This is a genomic window from Methanosphaerula palustris E1-9c (assembly GCF_000021965.1).
GTDB lineage: Archaea > Halobacteriota > Methanomicrobia > Methanomicrobiales > Methanospirillaceae > Methanosphaerula > Methanosphaerula palustris.
Map to the genome: position 1 here is coordinate 623,290 of NC_011832.1, position 14,633 is coordinate 637,922.

Annotated in this window: 19 protein-coding genes and 1 pseudogene; 10 read left to right on the forward strand and 10 right to left on the reverse strand. The window is 49.1% G+C overall.

Features of this window, described 5'->3' with window-relative positions; translation table 11 throughout:
• Window positions 1-141: 141 nt before the first annotated feature.
• The 4 genes from MPAL_RS16495 to MPAL_RS15650 form a co-directional block, all read right to left on the reverse strand.
• Window positions 142-1,317, reverse strand: coding sequence for a molybdopterin-binding protein (locus MPAL_RS16495; RefSeq protein ID WP_048145117.1), 1,176 nt, complete (start codon window positions 1,315-1,317; stop codon window positions 142-144).
• Window positions 1,318-1,913: 596 nt separating this feature from the next.
• On the reverse strand, window positions 1,914-2,129 hold the full coding sequence (locus MPAL_RS03175) for a hypothetical protein (protein WP_048145120.1): 216 nt from the start codon (window positions 2,127-2,129) through the stop codon (window positions 1,914-1,916).
• Between the two features lie 226 nt (window positions 2,130-2,355).
• Window positions 2,356-2,646 (reverse strand): hypothetical protein, encoded by a 291-nt coding sequence (locus tag MPAL_RS15645; protein ID WP_158303611.1) that lies wholly within the window; start codon window positions 2,644-2,646, stop codon window positions 2,356-2,358.
• Window positions 2,643-2,894: a hypothetical protein gene (locus tag MPAL_RS15650; protein WP_148208112.1), complete on the reverse strand. Its 252-nt coding sequence runs from the start codon at window positions 2,892-2,894 to the stop codon at window positions 2,643-2,645. Before MPAL_RS15650 ends, MPAL_RS15645 begins: the two co-directional genes overlap by 4 nt.
• Between MPAL_RS15650 and MPAL_RS03180 the strand changes: the two genes are divergently transcribed.
• Window positions 2,882-3,094 (forward strand): hypothetical protein, encoded by a 213-nt coding sequence (locus MPAL_RS03180; RefSeq protein WP_048145122.1) that lies wholly within the window; start codon window positions 2,882-2,884, stop codon window positions 3,092-3,094. The genes MPAL_RS15650 and MPAL_RS03180 overlap by 13 nt on opposite strands.
• A 505-nt stretch (window positions 3,095-3,599) precedes the next feature.
• Here the strand turns inward: MPAL_RS03180 and MPAL_RS16105 are convergent.
• Window positions 3,600-3,791: a hypothetical protein gene (locus MPAL_RS16105; protein ID WP_158303612.1), complete on the reverse strand. Its 192-nt coding sequence runs from the start codon at window positions 3,789-3,791 to the stop codon at window positions 3,600-3,602.
• Here MPAL_RS16105 and MPAL_RS03185 point away from each other — a divergent pair.
• From MPAL_RS03185 to MPAL_RS03195, 3 genes are all read left to right on the forward strand, one after another.
• Window positions 3,778-4,026, forward strand: a complete 249-nt coding sequence (locus MPAL_RS03185; RefSeq protein WP_158303613.1) for a PD-(D/E)XK nuclease family protein — start codon at window positions 3,778-3,780, stop codon at window positions 4,024-4,026. The two genes, MPAL_RS16105 and MPAL_RS03185, sit on opposite strands and share 14 nt — an antisense overlap.
• A gap of 171 nt (window positions 4,027-4,197) precedes the next feature.
• Window positions 4,198-4,722: a hypothetical protein gene (locus MPAL_RS14150; RefSeq protein ID WP_012617320.1), complete on the forward strand. Its 525-nt coding sequence runs from the start codon at window positions 4,198-4,200 to the stop codon at window positions 4,720-4,722.
• Window positions 4,723-4,724: 2 nt separating this feature from the next.
• Window positions 4,725-5,678 carry a DUF4868 domain-containing protein gene (locus MPAL_RS03195; protein ID WP_012617321.1) on the forward strand — a complete coding sequence of 318 codons (954 nt, stop codon included), beginning with the start codon at window positions 4,725-4,727 and terminating at the stop codon, window positions 5,676-5,678.
• Window positions 5,679-6,006: 328 nt separating this feature from the next.
• Here MPAL_RS03195 and MPAL_RS03200 read toward each other — a convergent pair whose 3' ends face one another.
• Complete coding sequence (locus tag MPAL_RS03200; RefSeq protein WP_012617322.1) at window positions 6,007-6,870, reverse strand: PD-(D/E)XK nuclease family protein; 864 nt, start codon at window positions 6,868-6,870, stop codon at window positions 6,007-6,009.
• A 267-nt stretch (window positions 6,871-7,137) separates the two neighbouring features.
• Between MPAL_RS03200 and MPAL_RS03205 the strand changes: the two genes are divergently transcribed.
• The 6 genes from MPAL_RS03205 (at window position 7,138) to MPAL_RS17160 (ending at window position 11,505) form a co-directional block, all read left to right on the forward strand.
• Window positions 7,138-8,367 carry a hypothetical protein gene (locus MPAL_RS03205; protein ID WP_012617323.1) on the forward strand — a complete coding sequence of 410 codons (1,230 nt, stop codon included), beginning with the start codon at window positions 7,138-7,140 and terminating at the stop codon, window positions 8,365-8,367.
• 125 nt (window positions 8,368-8,492) lie between these two features.
• A complete protein-coding gene (locus MPAL_RS03210; protein ID WP_012617324.1) occupies window positions 8,493-8,711 on the forward strand; it encodes a hypothetical protein in 219 nt (72 codons plus the stop codon).
• Between the two features lie 140 nt (window positions 8,712-8,851).
• Window positions 8,852-9,601, forward strand: a complete 750-nt coding sequence (gene gpmA, locus MPAL_RS03215; RefSeq protein WP_012617325.1) for a 2,3-diphosphoglycerate-dependent phosphoglycerate mutase — start codon at window positions 8,852-8,854, stop codon at window positions 9,599-9,601.
• Between the two features lie 217 nt (window positions 9,602-9,818).
• A complete protein-coding gene (locus MPAL_RS15655) occupies window positions 9,819-10,001 on the forward strand; it encodes a hypothetical protein (RefSeq protein ID WP_148208113.1) in 183 nt (60 codons plus the stop codon).
• Complete coding sequence (locus tag MPAL_RS03220; RefSeq protein ID WP_012617327.1) at window positions 9,998-11,368, forward strand: ATP-binding protein; 1,371 nt, start codon at window positions 9,998-10,000, stop codon at window positions 11,366-11,368. Before MPAL_RS15655 ends, MPAL_RS03220 begins: the two co-directional genes overlap by 4 nt.
• Before the next feature lie 8 nt (window positions 11,369-11,376).
• On the forward strand, window positions 11,377-11,505 hold the full coding sequence (locus MPAL_RS17160) for a hypothetical protein (RefSeq protein ID WP_269078473.1): 129 nt from the start codon (window positions 11,377-11,379) through the stop codon (window positions 11,503-11,505).
• 106 nt (window positions 11,506-11,611) lie between these two features.
• On the opposite strand, the gene MPAL_RS03225 is transcribed toward MPAL_RS17160, so the two are convergent.
• The 4 genes and pseudogenes from MPAL_RS03225 to MPAL_RS17435 form a co-directional block, all read right to left on the reverse strand.
• Complete coding sequence (locus MPAL_RS03225; protein ID WP_012617328.1) at window positions 11,612-12,178, reverse strand: cache domain-containing protein; 567 nt, start codon at window positions 12,176-12,178, stop codon at window positions 11,612-11,614.
• A 199-nt stretch (window positions 12,179-12,377) separates the two neighbouring features.
• Window positions 12,378-12,725, reverse strand: a complete 348-nt coding sequence (locus MPAL_RS14155) for a hypothetical protein (protein ID WP_012617329.1) — start codon at window positions 12,723-12,725, stop codon at window positions 12,378-12,380.
• Between the two features lie 208 nt (window positions 12,726-12,933).
• Window positions 12,934-13,275: a hypothetical protein gene (locus MPAL_RS16500; RefSeq protein ID WP_012617330.1), complete on the reverse strand. Its 342-nt coding sequence runs from the start codon at window positions 13,273-13,275 to the stop codon at window positions 12,934-12,936.
• Between the two features lie 550 nt (window positions 13,276-13,825).
• Window positions 13,826-14,034 (reverse strand): annotated as a pseudogene (locus tag MPAL_RS17435) (winged helix-turn-helix transcriptional regulator).
• Window positions 14,035-14,633: the final 599 nt, after the last annotated feature.

A 14,633-nucleotide genomic window follows, 5' to 3' on the forward strand; every position in this document is an offset into this window, starting at 1 on the left:
GATGTTGGCGGTGGGGACGTTAAGAGCGTCGGTTTGGTTGTGATGGTATCAGTTTGGGTCGAGAGGGTTGCACTCGCAGACGTCGTTCTATCGGTTGCCCACCCAGTGGGTCCTAAAAAAGGAGGGTTCGACCACCGTTGATCAGGTGGCCTGAATATAGTCCGTCAGCTGGACCGTCTCGGTCGAGCCGTCCGTGTAGGTGAGTTTCACGAGTGGGGTGAAGGTGCCCGCCCTCGGATAGAAGAATGTCGGGTTGACGGCCCGTGAGTTCCAGGTGTTCATGTGGGTCGTGGCATCGAACGACCACCAGGCCGAGCTGATGATCTTGCCGCTCGCCGGGGTCACGGTGAACTTCACTGCGCTGCCCTTCTCGGCGTTCGTCGGCGTCGCGACGAAGCTCGCATCAGAGGAGGGAGCCGGCGTGGATGAGGATGTCAGATCGTATACCACGATCTGGTAGACGTTACTGGTCCACCGGCCGTTGACGTTGTCGCCGGGGATAACGAGGCGGGCAAAACCGTTGTCCGATTCGTTTTTGGCTACGTTGAGCGTGTTGTCGCCCGTAATCGCCAGCATATCATACTGAGAATATGCGGGATCTGAATAAAGGCCGGACAACGCATGGGTCGCCTCGTACATGGAGAGCACCGTGGCGAAGCCGTCAGGTCCTGAAACGACGACATAACTGGTCATGTCAGTCGTGTTCACACCCGAGGCTTTGAGGGTGCTGAGCAATGTGGGTCCGGTCCAATCCGTCGTGACGTTGTTCTTCGTGTTTTTGATTCTGCTGGTTACCTGTGTCATCCCCTGCAGGTCAGAAAGGTTCAGGACCTTCGGAGTGATCCCCTCCCCGGAGACGATGAACTGCTGCGAGTAGAAGCGGGTCCCACCCTTTACGACATCGACCGCATGGACGACATCGATGGAATTCACGTCTTTGATCTCTCTTCCCAAGCCGGCCAGGTCGACCTGACCGTTATTCTGTTCCGTGAGGGTGACGGTATTCCCCTGTGCGAACTTTGTGTCCAATTCGCCGTAGGAATAGAGGGCCGTCTCTCCGTTCTGACCGGTGACGAGCACATAATCGCCTTCTACCCAGTTATGGTTGGTCGGGTTTATTTGTAATTCCGGAGGATAGTAGTTATTTTTGTCATACACGGATCCCATGACGCCGCCACAGGTGCCGTTTATAATCGTTAACAGGTCTCCTCCTGTACTCAAACTTGCGGTGTAGGGTGCATCTTTGAAATCTCCTCTCACCGTATACGCCATGGCCGAGCCACTCGAAAGGAGCAGAACCAGGAGAGCAACTGCCATGACAAAGCAAAATCTATTTTTCATAGTCATCTTCAACCTCAGATTTGGGTGCGACATCTTCCCGGTTCATCGAAGGAGGAACGATCTGAAATGCTGTTCTCCATCCCGGGATGTCGCCTTCATTGCTGCGGGCCTCTCTTTATCGATGGATATCACGACGGCAAAGACCCGCCCTTTTTATTTCGATAGGAGTACTGATAAAGTACTATGTTTTTAGTTTCACAATTTGAAATTGTTTAATATTTTTAGTTTACAAAAGATGAGTTCAGGGATTGAGTGGAGAGACTCTATCCACGAACCGGATCTCAAAAAACGAATGTCTGTTAAGATTCAGGTGGGGGGAACAGGGACAATTCGGTCCAGTTCATTATCGACCTGATGGGTGAATCCACAGGGAATGGCTTGCATGCTGTCACCTCACTCGATTGATAAACAGAATTCCCTGGAGAACCTCGTTTGGAAAATAGGTCCCCTTTTAATTCTCTGTCACCGGTTTTCACCACCCGACTCTCGTCTCCTCGAGCTCTGTCTCGGTCATTCCGATCTGCGTTTGGATGACTCCCTGTCGTTCGATCTCGCCCGGTCCCGGCTCGACCTCAGATCTTCACGGTGCTCGGCATCACCGCGGAGGCGATCGGCGCCGGCTCCCGGTCCCGGTTGTTTGCAGCAGGGGAGATGGTTTGCGGCACGTTTGCATCAGTTTGCGGCACGTTGCTGCAAACAAGCGGAGCCGGTTCAGAGTTCAGATCGCCAATTCTGGCGCAATAATCCAGTTCCTCATTTCGTTTGCAGCAGATCGCGGGATCGCGCACCCACCCACCACCGTCACCCTCTGCAATCGGGGGTCTGTGTGTTCTTCAGATCTGCTGCAAACAACGATCTTTCATTCTGTACGCAGGATGATTCAGTATCCGTTCCGCCAACCGGTGCCTTCTCTGCGTTTTTGTTCTTTGCACCATCTGCCGCAAACGTGCTGCAATCGTGCTGCAACTGATGCAAACCATCTTCACCCGGATCGGGGCCGGCGTCGTCATCCGATCAGAGCCGGACCGGCCCGCCTCGTGACCAGGAGGAAGGGATCTCCCGTTTGAACATGAACGGCAGCGCTCGACGTCGAACCGGTCCGGCTTCATCGGGTGCCCGCCCTCTCTTCTCACAGGCCGGCCGTGGCAGGGGAACGAGAGCTACGGGGAAGAAACATGGCGAGCCGGTGCCACCTTGGGGAGGAGAGATATGTCCAGAGCTGCGGCCGGCTCCTGGTTGTTTGCAGCAGGAGGAGTTGTTTGCTGCACGTTTCCTGCAGTTTGCTGCAGACTGCAGCAAACTCACGGCGCCGGTTCCTGGTCCAGATTTTCGATCCTGGCGCAGTCCTTACGTTTTTCATTTTGTTTGCTGCAGATCCCGGGAGCACGCACCCACCCACCACCGTCACCCTCTACAATCAAGGGGGTCTCTGTGTTCTCTGATTTTGCAGCAAACATCGATCTTTCTTCCTGTACACACGATGATATTTCATCTGTTCCGTAAACAGAGGCTGGATTCGTGTTTTCATTCTTTGCTGCAGATGCAGCAAACATGCAGGAAACGTGCAGCAAATGCAGCAAATCATCTTCACCGGAATCTGGGTGATGTCTCCCTCTTCAGATTGAGCCGGCCGGCCGTTCCCGTGACAGAGGGAGACAGCCGATCCGTGCTTCTCGACAAATGCCGGGCTGTCAGTACGCTGGAGAAGTCAATCGGCACCGAGGACGAGGCCGGCGATGGTTCGATCCGGTGATGTGTTGTTGTGTACCCACGTGATACCCGGGTGTATCGGCACTGAAGAACCGGCGGCCAGGTGATCTGATTGGACGAGCCCGGAGACAGGGAACCGGATCACAATCTGCGGTTGAGCAACTTGTCAGCAGCGTCAGCAGCCTAAACGCAGCCTATACGCAGTTTCAACTGCGACCATAAAAACTGATAATGCTGCCTCATCTGCGGAAACGGATGATACATCATTATGCGTACAGAGAGAAGGATCGTTGTACGCAGCAGAAATGAAGAGCACGCACCCCGCACCCTCACTGGAGTAGAGTGCGTGTGTGGGTGTGTGCTCCGGGAAAAAACTGCTGACTAACATAAAATAATTGTATTCGCCCCTGGATTCAGAAAAAAAGCCGGCAATACCTTTCGATAGTCAGCAGCAAAAACTGCAAAGATGCTGCGACCTCCTGCTGATACTGCGGAGATGCAGTGATCACCATCCCGGCGCATACAAATAATGAACACCAGGCACACCTCTAAAAAGCCGGCCCCACCCCTCTCAACCCGGCCAGCCCCTCACACGATTCACCGGCATGGCCGCCGTTCACCAGCGCAGGGATCCGGTCGTTGCCATGCGGTGAATGAAAAGGGGCTGCCGGCCGGTTCCTCTCATCGGCGTTTATGATGGGGGGGTGGCGGTCGTTTTGTGAGGTGTTGTTTGTCGTCACGCTGGCTTCCGGGAAACGGGTCGCCGGGACGATCGACCGGTTATGCGAGCTCGCGGACGGGTTATGGGCGGTGATCGATTACAAGTCTGACCCGGTGACGCCGGCTGTGTATGCTTCGAAGGCGGAGGAGGATGGTCTTTCTCTGTTGGTTTACTGCGAGGCGGCCGGGCAGCTGGTTGGTTTGGAGGTTGCTGGGTGGTTGTACTTCACGGAGATGGGGGATTTTGAAAGGTAAATATGAAGATCTCCTGAATAGTTCCGGAAATAAAAAATATATGTCGCATTGTGGATAAACATCAATTATTATTAATTTTAAGACCACATAGAAAGAATAAATATCTTTAAATATTCAATACTTCGATAAACTTTTGGATAATCGAATTTCAGAATTGAGTTATGGGTAAAAATGAAGTTCTGGGTTAATGTTGGATTATTCTTAAGCGCGTATCTACCATTTTTCGTAATTTTAGCGATCAAGAATTGGTATAATCAGTATGTAACGATTGTTTTTCTCATTGTAGCGTTGTACAGTTTTGTGTGGTTTTTAATAATATGGATAATTGAGAAAAACACGATTGAGTGCTATAAAGTAGTAAAAGCGGAAAATAAAACGAAGGATTCTTTGTCATATCTTGTACCATATATCATTTCTTTTGTAGGATTTGATCTAACTCGATGGCAAGACATATCTGCGCTTTCAATTCTTTTATTAATTTTATTTGCCGTCTATGTGAATTCAGATTTATTATATATTAATCCGATGCTATCTTTCTTTAAGTATCGTGTGTACCAAGTTGAAGTTTCTAAAATTGCTGCTGGATGTGATGATTCACGTTGGGATATCACATTACTAACGAAGCGGGGGATCAAGAGTGATGATGTTATTCGTGTCTGGGATGTTTCTGACAATGTTTTTCTTGAGGTGAACTAAAAATGGATGAAATTCTTCAATGCATAAAAAATGCTGATAATAATTATATTAAACTTTTTTTCATTACCCGGAAAAAAAGCCAAAAAAATAAAGAAATTAAATACAATGTGCTAAAAGCAAAAATTAATTCGGATATCAGTGAGGATCTTAAAAATTCCGGATCCAATCAGATTGGAAGCATATTGAAAAAAGATCCTGAGTATATTGACTATGGTATTCTCTCTGATTTTGACAGAGTTACCATTGAAAAAATATCAACAGATGAAGTTCCTTATCTTTATGATATACTTCGTTCGATGGCTAATCCAAATCTTGATCTTGTTACTGATGAAGATCTTGAACAAGTGTGGGGTTATGTTGTTAGGATTGAATGTTTCACAAAAACGCTTTTCCTATTTAAAAAATACACCCCTAATAAACTACTTGTGAAAGGGAAAAAATTATTAAGGATGCAAGATGGACAATTCACAAACTTAAATACTCAAATTATCACAATTGACTCATCGTATGATGCAGTCTTACTGATTGAGTCTTCTACTGAAATATCACAAAAGATTCCTTCCTCTGATGTATTTGTGTTATCTAGAGCATCATTTGAATCTTTTTTTAGTTTCGTAGAAATTTATAAATCTGAAGTTGAAGCTAATAAAAAATATTTGATTGAAAAATCTCTTTTGAATAACGTCACTTTATTAATTGAGAATTGTATTAACGACGGAAGAAAAATACGAAAACTTGCTAGAATTATTAAAAATGATCAATTACAATCGATAACCATCGAAAAGATTAAAAAAATGGTTCAAGATTATAATCTTGATATATATTTTGACGCTACTGGGAAAATAGAATTTACACCTGAAAAGATTTGGGTTTTTCTTCGAATATTCGATGATGATTATGTGAAATCAGAGATTACGGACATTAAATATGAAGTGCGATCAAAAGTGAAAAAATAATTCGTTCATGATATTAAATGGAAGGACTTCACGACAAAAGATATTATTATGCATGTCACGATAAATGAAAAATTCGTGTAATCTTTTTCCCAAGAGAATGCTGGGACACTAACAATACTATAGTAGTTTAGCACGAAAATCCGAAAAATGGGTGTGGATAAGCGAGAATTTTCATCGATTGAGCCTGTGACTACAGGTCTCATCGTCGTTTTGGATGATCTCTTTGAATATCTGAAATTTTTTATCAATTTTTTTAGTTCTGGTGTGTATTTTGATTGATTATGAATCTCATCTTTCAACTCGAAAATTAATCGGTTTGAGTATTATCTCATTTTCCAATCCCCGAGTCCGAACAAATCCTCGCAAACTGGCAGCTCAAGCATCCCTGGGGATTAGGCATCGTTGGATAATCATTATACTCATAACTCGTGTTCATTGCTTCATATTCCATTTTGATCGTATTCTGAACCTCACGTAACTGCTCTTCAAAAAATAGATATGGCTTTGTCTTTCCGTTCTTGAGGAACACGCTTTCACTCTGGATTTCATCGAGGCTTTTGTCGTAATACTGCATCGCCCAAAGAACATATGTGGCCATCTGCAACTCGGTCTCATTCTCATCATTATCCGTACCGGTCTTCCAGTCACTTAGGACTATCGTACCATTCTGCATCTTACTGACAAAATCTACCTTGACTGTTACTTTAACATTTCCAGTTCTGAAATAATCGAATTCCTCATGCTTCAAGCATTCCTGGTTTTCATAGTTCGGCCAGATGTTCTGGAAGAACATATTCAGGCATGCCTTCCCGCTATCATCTATTGTTGTGAAAAAAGTATCACTGACTGGCTCTCCATGACGATATTCAGTGAACATTTCGGAAGCCATCATTTTATTCTGGGCAATCTGTCGAGAGTAGAAACTCAAAGATCCGGCAGGATCCATTGGGATTGTATTACTACAGCCTTTGATTTGCTCATTGAGGATATTGTGAATGAGTTTCCCCTGTAGAACAAACCTGGAATTATATTCTTTCAGCATTATGATTTTGTTGACATCAACAGGTGCAGGGGGTTTGAGATGCTGAGCAATATATTTATAGAAATACTGGCGCCGGCACTGGTTCCATATGCGATGTTTTGTGAAGGACCAGGAATTAAATTGAAAGAAGGAATTCTCTAGTTCTGGCATAAGATTTTTATTGGGGGGCGTTACGAAATAGTTTTGCTTTTTATTCTGTCAGCGAATATTATGAATGTCCTCTAAATTTTTGGGTTTTAATCGTGATCTTTAACCAGTTGATTCTGTCGAGGGAATTTAGATAGACTCCTAAAATGGGGTGTGATGCTAAGACTGCTTTACTGGTGATGGCGTTAGTTTATTCAAAAATATTGCGCAGCAGCTTTTACTGGAAATAGATATAAAAAGTAATTAAATTAGCGAAGTTGAATAAACAACATGGCATCTGTAGGCGGGATATATGTCGGTGGGGGGGAAGGAAGTCCGAATACTGGCGAAATATTTTTTAGTGGAATTTGTTTTTTCTTAGATCGAATCCCAGAAAACTCAGATATTAACACCTCAATTTCAGAGGACTGGGAGATTGAAGTTAATAATCATCAGAATCAGATCGTTGCCAGATCAAAGAAATGCTACGATTATGAAGAAATAATTACTCATGGTTATGATTGTTGCCAAATATTTCTTGATTTGAAGTCTGTGCTTCATCACGAATCATATCTCATCAAAAATGCCGAATTTGAATATATCATTGTTTACAATGAGAATGGATCTTTTTGTGTTCGAGATGTATCGAAATCTGATTTTATCATGGGTTCATCAGTGTCCATTCAAATTTTAGATAAAGATGGTAGCGCTAAAGAGTTACCAAAAGAAGAGGAACCTAAATGGATTCAGGCATTTCGGTATTATCGATTATCGCAGACAGATCTCGACATTTATAACGCATATCGAAATCTTTTTTTGAGTTTTGAATCCCTCATCGATGCGATTTTTCCATATGTAAAAGTTGGAGAGAAAAATTGGTTAATTGGATCAATTCATAAAATCCATAAAACATATCCGCTTGACTCATTTATTCCCAAACAGTATCCCAAAGGTCCTGTTGATTATATAATCGAAGAACAATATGAAAAAATCCGATGTGGTTTGTTTCATGCAAAAAATCGGGATATAATCGTTCCTCTAACAAAACCGAATCCTTCAGAGATCCTTGAAGCCTATCAATATTTAATACCGATATGGAGACATGTCCTTACTCATTACAAAGATACCCTTATTGGTGGTGGCGAAATGACTTATGATGGTTTTAGAGATCTCATGGAATATTTTGGAAAAAAAATTACGAAATTTGTAGTTTCCAACGATCCAACGCCTATAAAAAATGATAATAATTGTATTTCTCCGGCAAATTATACTGTAATTATCGGAGATGAAATTGGCTATGATGCGAAATATGGGCCGGGATTATCCCTGATCTATGGAAAAATATCTACGAGCAGGATCTCAGAAAAAGAATATCTGCATCGATTTTGGTTCGAAAACCAAGACAATCTGGTCCAATTAAATTATCGAGACGATGGGATTAATCCAAAAGGGACTGAACGACTTGAATGTTATCAAATCACTCGGTTGATTAATAAAAATACTTCGAAAACCACATTTTGATAAAATTTCCCATTTTTATTTCTCTTCCGCCAGTTCTCAACACATGACCTTCGCCCCCTCGAGCATCGTCTCTATCGTCCAGATCTGAGCTTCCATGCTCTCCTTTCACAGCCTAGGTGATCGTGATGTTCATCCGGATAGAAATTACGATGTCCCAAGCGATTGTCTTCTGGGAGCCCCTCATTTCCAGCGTCTCCCTCTTCACCATCGCTGTCGGCCTCCTCTGCTCATCGAAGACCATCGGTGAGCACGGCCGGCTCTATCTATACAATATAACCATGGCGATTGAGCCACTCATCGGGAATCCCGCGAATGAGTCGACCCTCCGGAAAACCAGGGTTTAAATGCCTTGAACATCTGAACTGTGTTGATAGCAACGGTGCCGGCGCCGAAGAACCAGGCCGGGGAAGAATCATCGAAGAACGAAATAAAACCCTGCGTGAAGCACTGCAGGGAAATAATTCAGGTTGAAACGGAGCGGAAGATGTACACACTGGTATTGCTGCGACACGGAGAGAGTGCATGGAACAAAGAGAACCGGTTCACCGGGTGGACGGACGTCGACCTCTCCCCCCAGGGGATCGAAGAGGCCCACCGGGCGGCCACGCTCCTCCACGACGGCGGCTACTCCTTCGACCTCGCCTACACCTCGGTCCTGAAACGGGCGATCCGGACCCTCTGGATCGTCCTCGACGACCTGGACCTCATGTACCTCCCGGTCCATCACACCTGGCGGCTGAACGAACGCCACTACGGCGCTCTGCAGGGGCTGGACAAGCGCGAGACCACCGAGAAGTTCGGGAAGGACCAGGTCCAGGCCTGGCGCCGGGGATATGCGGTCCGGCCCCCGGCCCTGGAGGAGACCGACCCCCGGCACCCGCGCTTCGACCCCCGCTACGCCGGCCTGAAGAAAGATGACCTGCCGGCCACCGAATCGCTGGAGGACACACTGGCCCGGGTGGTCCCCTACTGGAACGAGACGATCGTTCCGACGCTACAGGACGGGAAACGGATCCTGATCGCCGCCCACGGCAACAGCATCCGTGCCCTCGTCAAGTACCTCGACGGGGTTCCCGACGACGTGATCACCGGCCTCAACATCCCGACCGGGTTCCCCCTCGTCTACGAGCTCGACGACGACCTGCACCCCATCCGCCACTATTACCTGGGCGATGAAGAGGAGATCCGGCGTGCGACAGAGTCGGTCGCGAGCCAGACCGCGACGAAGAAATGAGCAGAGGCCGGCATACTCCCCCGACCTCCTCGTGCTGAGGATCGGCCCGGGCAGCCCCTCCTCCCCGTTCCTGCCGATAGACGACACGCCTGCCCGCCCCGGGAGTGCCGCCCGTTCCGGCATCGTCAGACCAGGATATTCTCCAGACTGAGCGTAAGGTATAGATGACGTCGGGAGAAATGAGAGATTTGACTACAGATACAGTCAGGATAGAATCGTGGAGATGCGTGCCTGGTCGGCCGTGATCGATGAGATCGTCACGAACGAATACAACCCGAACCATTCTGAAGAGGATCCGATCGACGTCCGGTCTGCGAGGTGCCGCAGGTTTGAGGGAAAGCAGGGTCCGGTCCGGGAAAAGGTCGGCGACGACATGGAAACTCGTGGGGAGATGCGATGACGCTGAAGATCGAAGATCTGCTGGCGGGTATTGAAGGGACGACCGTCGAGTTCAAGGAGATACCCAACAACAAGTTCTACAGGACCATTGCTGCGTTTGCGAACACCCGGGGTGGTACGGTCCTGCTCGGAGTCTCCGATGCGAAGGTGCCCGTCGGCTTCTCCTGCACAGACGGAGCGATAAATAAACTCTCGGATACGATCGTCAACAAACTTCAGGTCCACCCGACCATCACCCCGATCACCATCAATGGCAGAGAGATCGTCAGGATCGACGTCAGGACCAGCAGGACGCCGATCGCCTACGAGGGTCGGTACCCGACCCGGGTCGGGAACACGACGCGGGACATGCTGGCCGAGGATCTTCGCAGCTTCTTCCTCTCGTCGGTCGAGTGGGACGGGCTGACGAACGATATCTCTCTGAGCGAGATCGACGAACCGACGGTCCGGGTCTTTCTCGCACAGGCACGGGCAAAGGGCCGGCTGGACGTCGTCGATCCCCAAGAGCCGGTCGAGTCGGTCCTTCGCCGGCTCGGGCTGTTTCGGGATGGCCAGCTGACGAATGCCGCGGTTCTCCTCTTTGGAAAGGAGCCGCAACAGTCATTTATCGGGGCTGTTACAAGGATCGGACGGTTCAGAAAGGAGACGATCATCACCGGCGACCGTCTGATCGCCGGGAACCTCTTCAACCAGCTCGCAAAGGGGGAGGAGGCCATCCTCGAGTTCATCAACGTCCAGTACGACCTCTCTGAGGAGGCGATGCGGGAGTCGTTCGTCCGCAAGGAGATCTGGGACTACCCGCTGCCGGCGATGCGCGAGGCGCTGCTGAACGCGCTGGTCCACCGGGACTATCTCCATCAGAACGAGCAGACGACGATCAAGGTCTACGACGATCGGATCCGGTTCTCCAATGCAGGCGGGCTTCCCTGGGGAGTGACCGTGGAGGAACTCCTGGCCGAGCCGCGTTCAGTGCCGCGGAACCCGCTCATCGCCCACGTCCTCTACCTGGCCGGGCTCGTCGAGCGGTTCGGGTCGGGGATGGAACGGATCGTAGCCGTCCTCCAGGAGGCCGGGCTGCCGGCTCCGGAGTTCAAGAGTTCAGCGGCCGGCTTCTCGTTGGTGATGCGGAAGGATCCGTTCTCTGAGAAGGTGCTGAAGAAGAAGGGCCTGTCCGAGCGGCAGATCATGGTGATCCTCTCCATCAGGGAGACCGGTCGGATCACCACAGCGGAATACCGGCAGCTGGTGGGGGGGACCCGGAAGGCGACCAACCGGGACCTCCGGGAGCTCACGGCATCCGGGGTGCTGTACGAGGCCGGCGTCCACGGCAAGAGCATCCAGTACCGGCTGAGGAATAACGGGGCCTGAACCGAAAATTGGCGTGTACCCTTCTGCTGGACCGGATCAAACCGATCCCGGCCCGGGAGATCAACGACGTCATTCCGCCTCGTGCGGTGGTCGCCACCAGCCAGATCGCCCCCGACGCAATCCCCTTCCTCTTCTGAGATTTTCGTCGTCGGTGAGGTCCTCGTTGCCAGCGGTCCTCTCTTCATCGTCGGGGAATGGATCTCCCCCGGCCCGGACGATTCAAAAAAAGGGATCATCGCCGATTCATTTCGACACAGCCTGAGCATTCGCTGTGGCCGGGGCTGCCGGCCCGGTGTAGATCCCCGAACCCAGGTACCAGGTATCGTCCACCTTCTCCACATAACTCAGTTTGGACTCGACCGTATTGTTGTGGGCGGGATTGAGGTACGTATAATTGACAAAGCCGCTCCCGTTCCTGGCGACATCACGCTGGTCCCGAACAAAGAATTCTCCCTGTGAGTCAGTCACATCCAGACGGTTGACGCCGACCAGCTCCGGTTGGAACGGGAGGGCCAGGGTGGTGCCATTGAAGTCATAGGCAAAGACGTAGATATCGCCCTTCACAAACGGACCCGATTGGTTGGAAAATGCTGCAAGGGCCTTGTCCTTATCATGTGCCTGTGCATAGGCGACCGCAGTATCGACAAAGGAGACGAGTGCTTCCTGCGAGTTGACGTTCGTCTGCAAAGGGATACTGATCTGTGCCGGTGTCGTGTTGCTCACACCGGGTTGACTCTGTACGCAGCCGGCGATGAGGAGTGATGCGCCGATGACAAGCAGGACCAGAAACGAGAGTGACCGTGTTCTCATACGGCATGGATGAGATCTTTTCACAAATAAATCTGATAGGTATCAGTACTGATCGTATTCCCCTCTTCTCCATGACCTGATGCTGGATGGGGAAGGTAGGGTTCATCATCTCGACCAGGTATCCAGGGATTGTTCGTGATCGTCTGGAGCGAACGGTGAACCCACGTTGGCACTCGGCGATCGAGTGCTCTTCCTGGACTCACTTCTTCTTCGCCATCTTCGCAATCTTTTCATTGATATTGGGACTGTTCTCCATCCGGTGCCAGTCCTCATTACTCATCCCCAGGAAAAAATTGCATGACGAACATTTGAGCCAGACTTCATATTGATCCGGGAACTCTGCACGAAGGGTCGACTCTCCGCATTGCGGGCAGATCAGTTTCACCTTGTCGATCGATTCGGTGACATCACTGTCCATGGTGTGAGGTTCGATCGGTGTTTTTTCAGTTACCGGCTCCAGGGATTGAACCTCGTCTGATCCTGAATCTGCAGTCATCTGTTCTTCGTCGACGGCTTTACTGGCCTTATCCAATAATTCTTCAGTCATAAATCTTCAACACCTTGATATGAAGTTCATAAGGGATCTGTGAGGGTATATAAAAAATTGTCCTTACTCAGAGCAATCCCCTGATCGTGATGACTGACGAGTAGAGATTGGGCGCCGGCGGTGGGCCCGATGATGATCCTTCCGGCACTGCACCTGGGGTCTGATCTTTTGCCGGCCCAGTACGAATCAAAAAGGGATTATCTCTGAATTATTTGGATGCACCCTGAGCATTCGTTATGACTGGAGTTACTGGCCCATAGTAGATGCCCGAACCCAGGAACCAGGTGTCGTCCACCTTCTCCACAGAGCCCAGTTCTAATTCGGCTGCAATGTTGTGTGCTGGATTGATGTACAGGAACTGAACAAAGTCGGTTCCATTCCTGGCCGCAACAATCAGGTTTCGGATCTTCTGCCATACGAAGACCCCAGATCTGGTCGTCTTTGCGATCCTCTTCGGCGCCGACCTCCTCTGCTCGTCGACGGCCATCACGATCAGGTACTCATAGATCCAGCCGGCTCCATCATCAGAGAAGGCATTCGCTCTCCTCATCGAGAATCCCGCGAATGAGTCGACTCTCTGGAAAACCCGGGTTTAGATGTCGTGAACATCTGAACTGTGTTGACACCAACGGTGCCGGAAGGGTCCGGCCCTTTATCCATCCCAGGGAGGCGATGATCTGGGTATATCAGATCGAGCGCCGCACCGGAATGGTGCACCAGCCGGAAATCTCACCCTCGGACCCGGTCATGGTGGCGGCCATCACCGGCAACGCAGTTCTTCGGCGGCTCATCATTCCTCTACCTTGTGGAAATACATCCCACATTCTTCCGGAGATCAACTAGGCGTCAAAATTTCGACATCTGTCTGAGCAGAGATATCTGATGACTGGTGACAGTCCTGGTTAAAGACAGGATCCCCAAGTGATTTTTTCCTGGGGACCCGGCAGTTTCTTCTCCTCGCACTCCAGGATTGTATCAAATTGGCACGCATGATATCGAGATCGTCCCGCAGTGCCATCAGAACCTCATCTCTCCTGGCGATTGGCAGGGGTTGGCTTCTCGCGCGGCCTTCTGGCTGAGATATGTGGCGCTCCACAGGCTCAGAAGTTTAAGTACACCAGCCTCTTTCCTGAGAGGGTAAGTGCGTATTCCACTTTTTTGGGGACTCTAGGGTAGACTGTTCTTGTCACCAACCCGTTTTCTCCGGTTCCCACAGTTGCCTGACAAGCACACTCCTGGTGATAGTGGTAATCCGATGTGCGATCTCGCTGTACCGCAACGTCCAGGTACTCAGTGCATGGATTATCAATACCTTTTTTTGCCCTCAATCATGTTAAGGGCCGCTTCTCCCCAGATGATTCATCGTCATTGTTTCTTATTACAGGATATCTCCGTTCAGGCTCACTCAACTCAATGATAGTATGTACCGAATGTGATACTATGTTCTGATTGGTATAGCGTGTTTATAAATAAAATCCCATTCTAATTGAACAAAAAAACCCAGATGGACCCTTGAAATTATCAATAGTTTTCTCTCTCAATCCGGGATTTTAGGGGAAGTTTATGGAAATAATATTACAACTACACACTCCTGTCGAAAGGCCAGTATCCCTGATCCCCATTTCACCGGGATGGCCCGGTGGGTTTGAGGAGTCCTGGATGAGAGAACCCGGGCTATGGCAGCATTCGAAAGGTGAATTGAAGATCAGATCTTGCGTACCTTGCCTTCGCTGTATCGCAACAGATAATGAAAGCAGGGACCGAATGTCGCCACCGTGTGGGAGACACCGACTGGCCGGCAAGGTTGCAGGGTGTGGGATTATGGATCCGTACGTGGGTGCATGACGATGGGATATTCCCCTGATCACGGGAGTGTAAATGATCTCCTGGAATTGAATTATCCTTGGA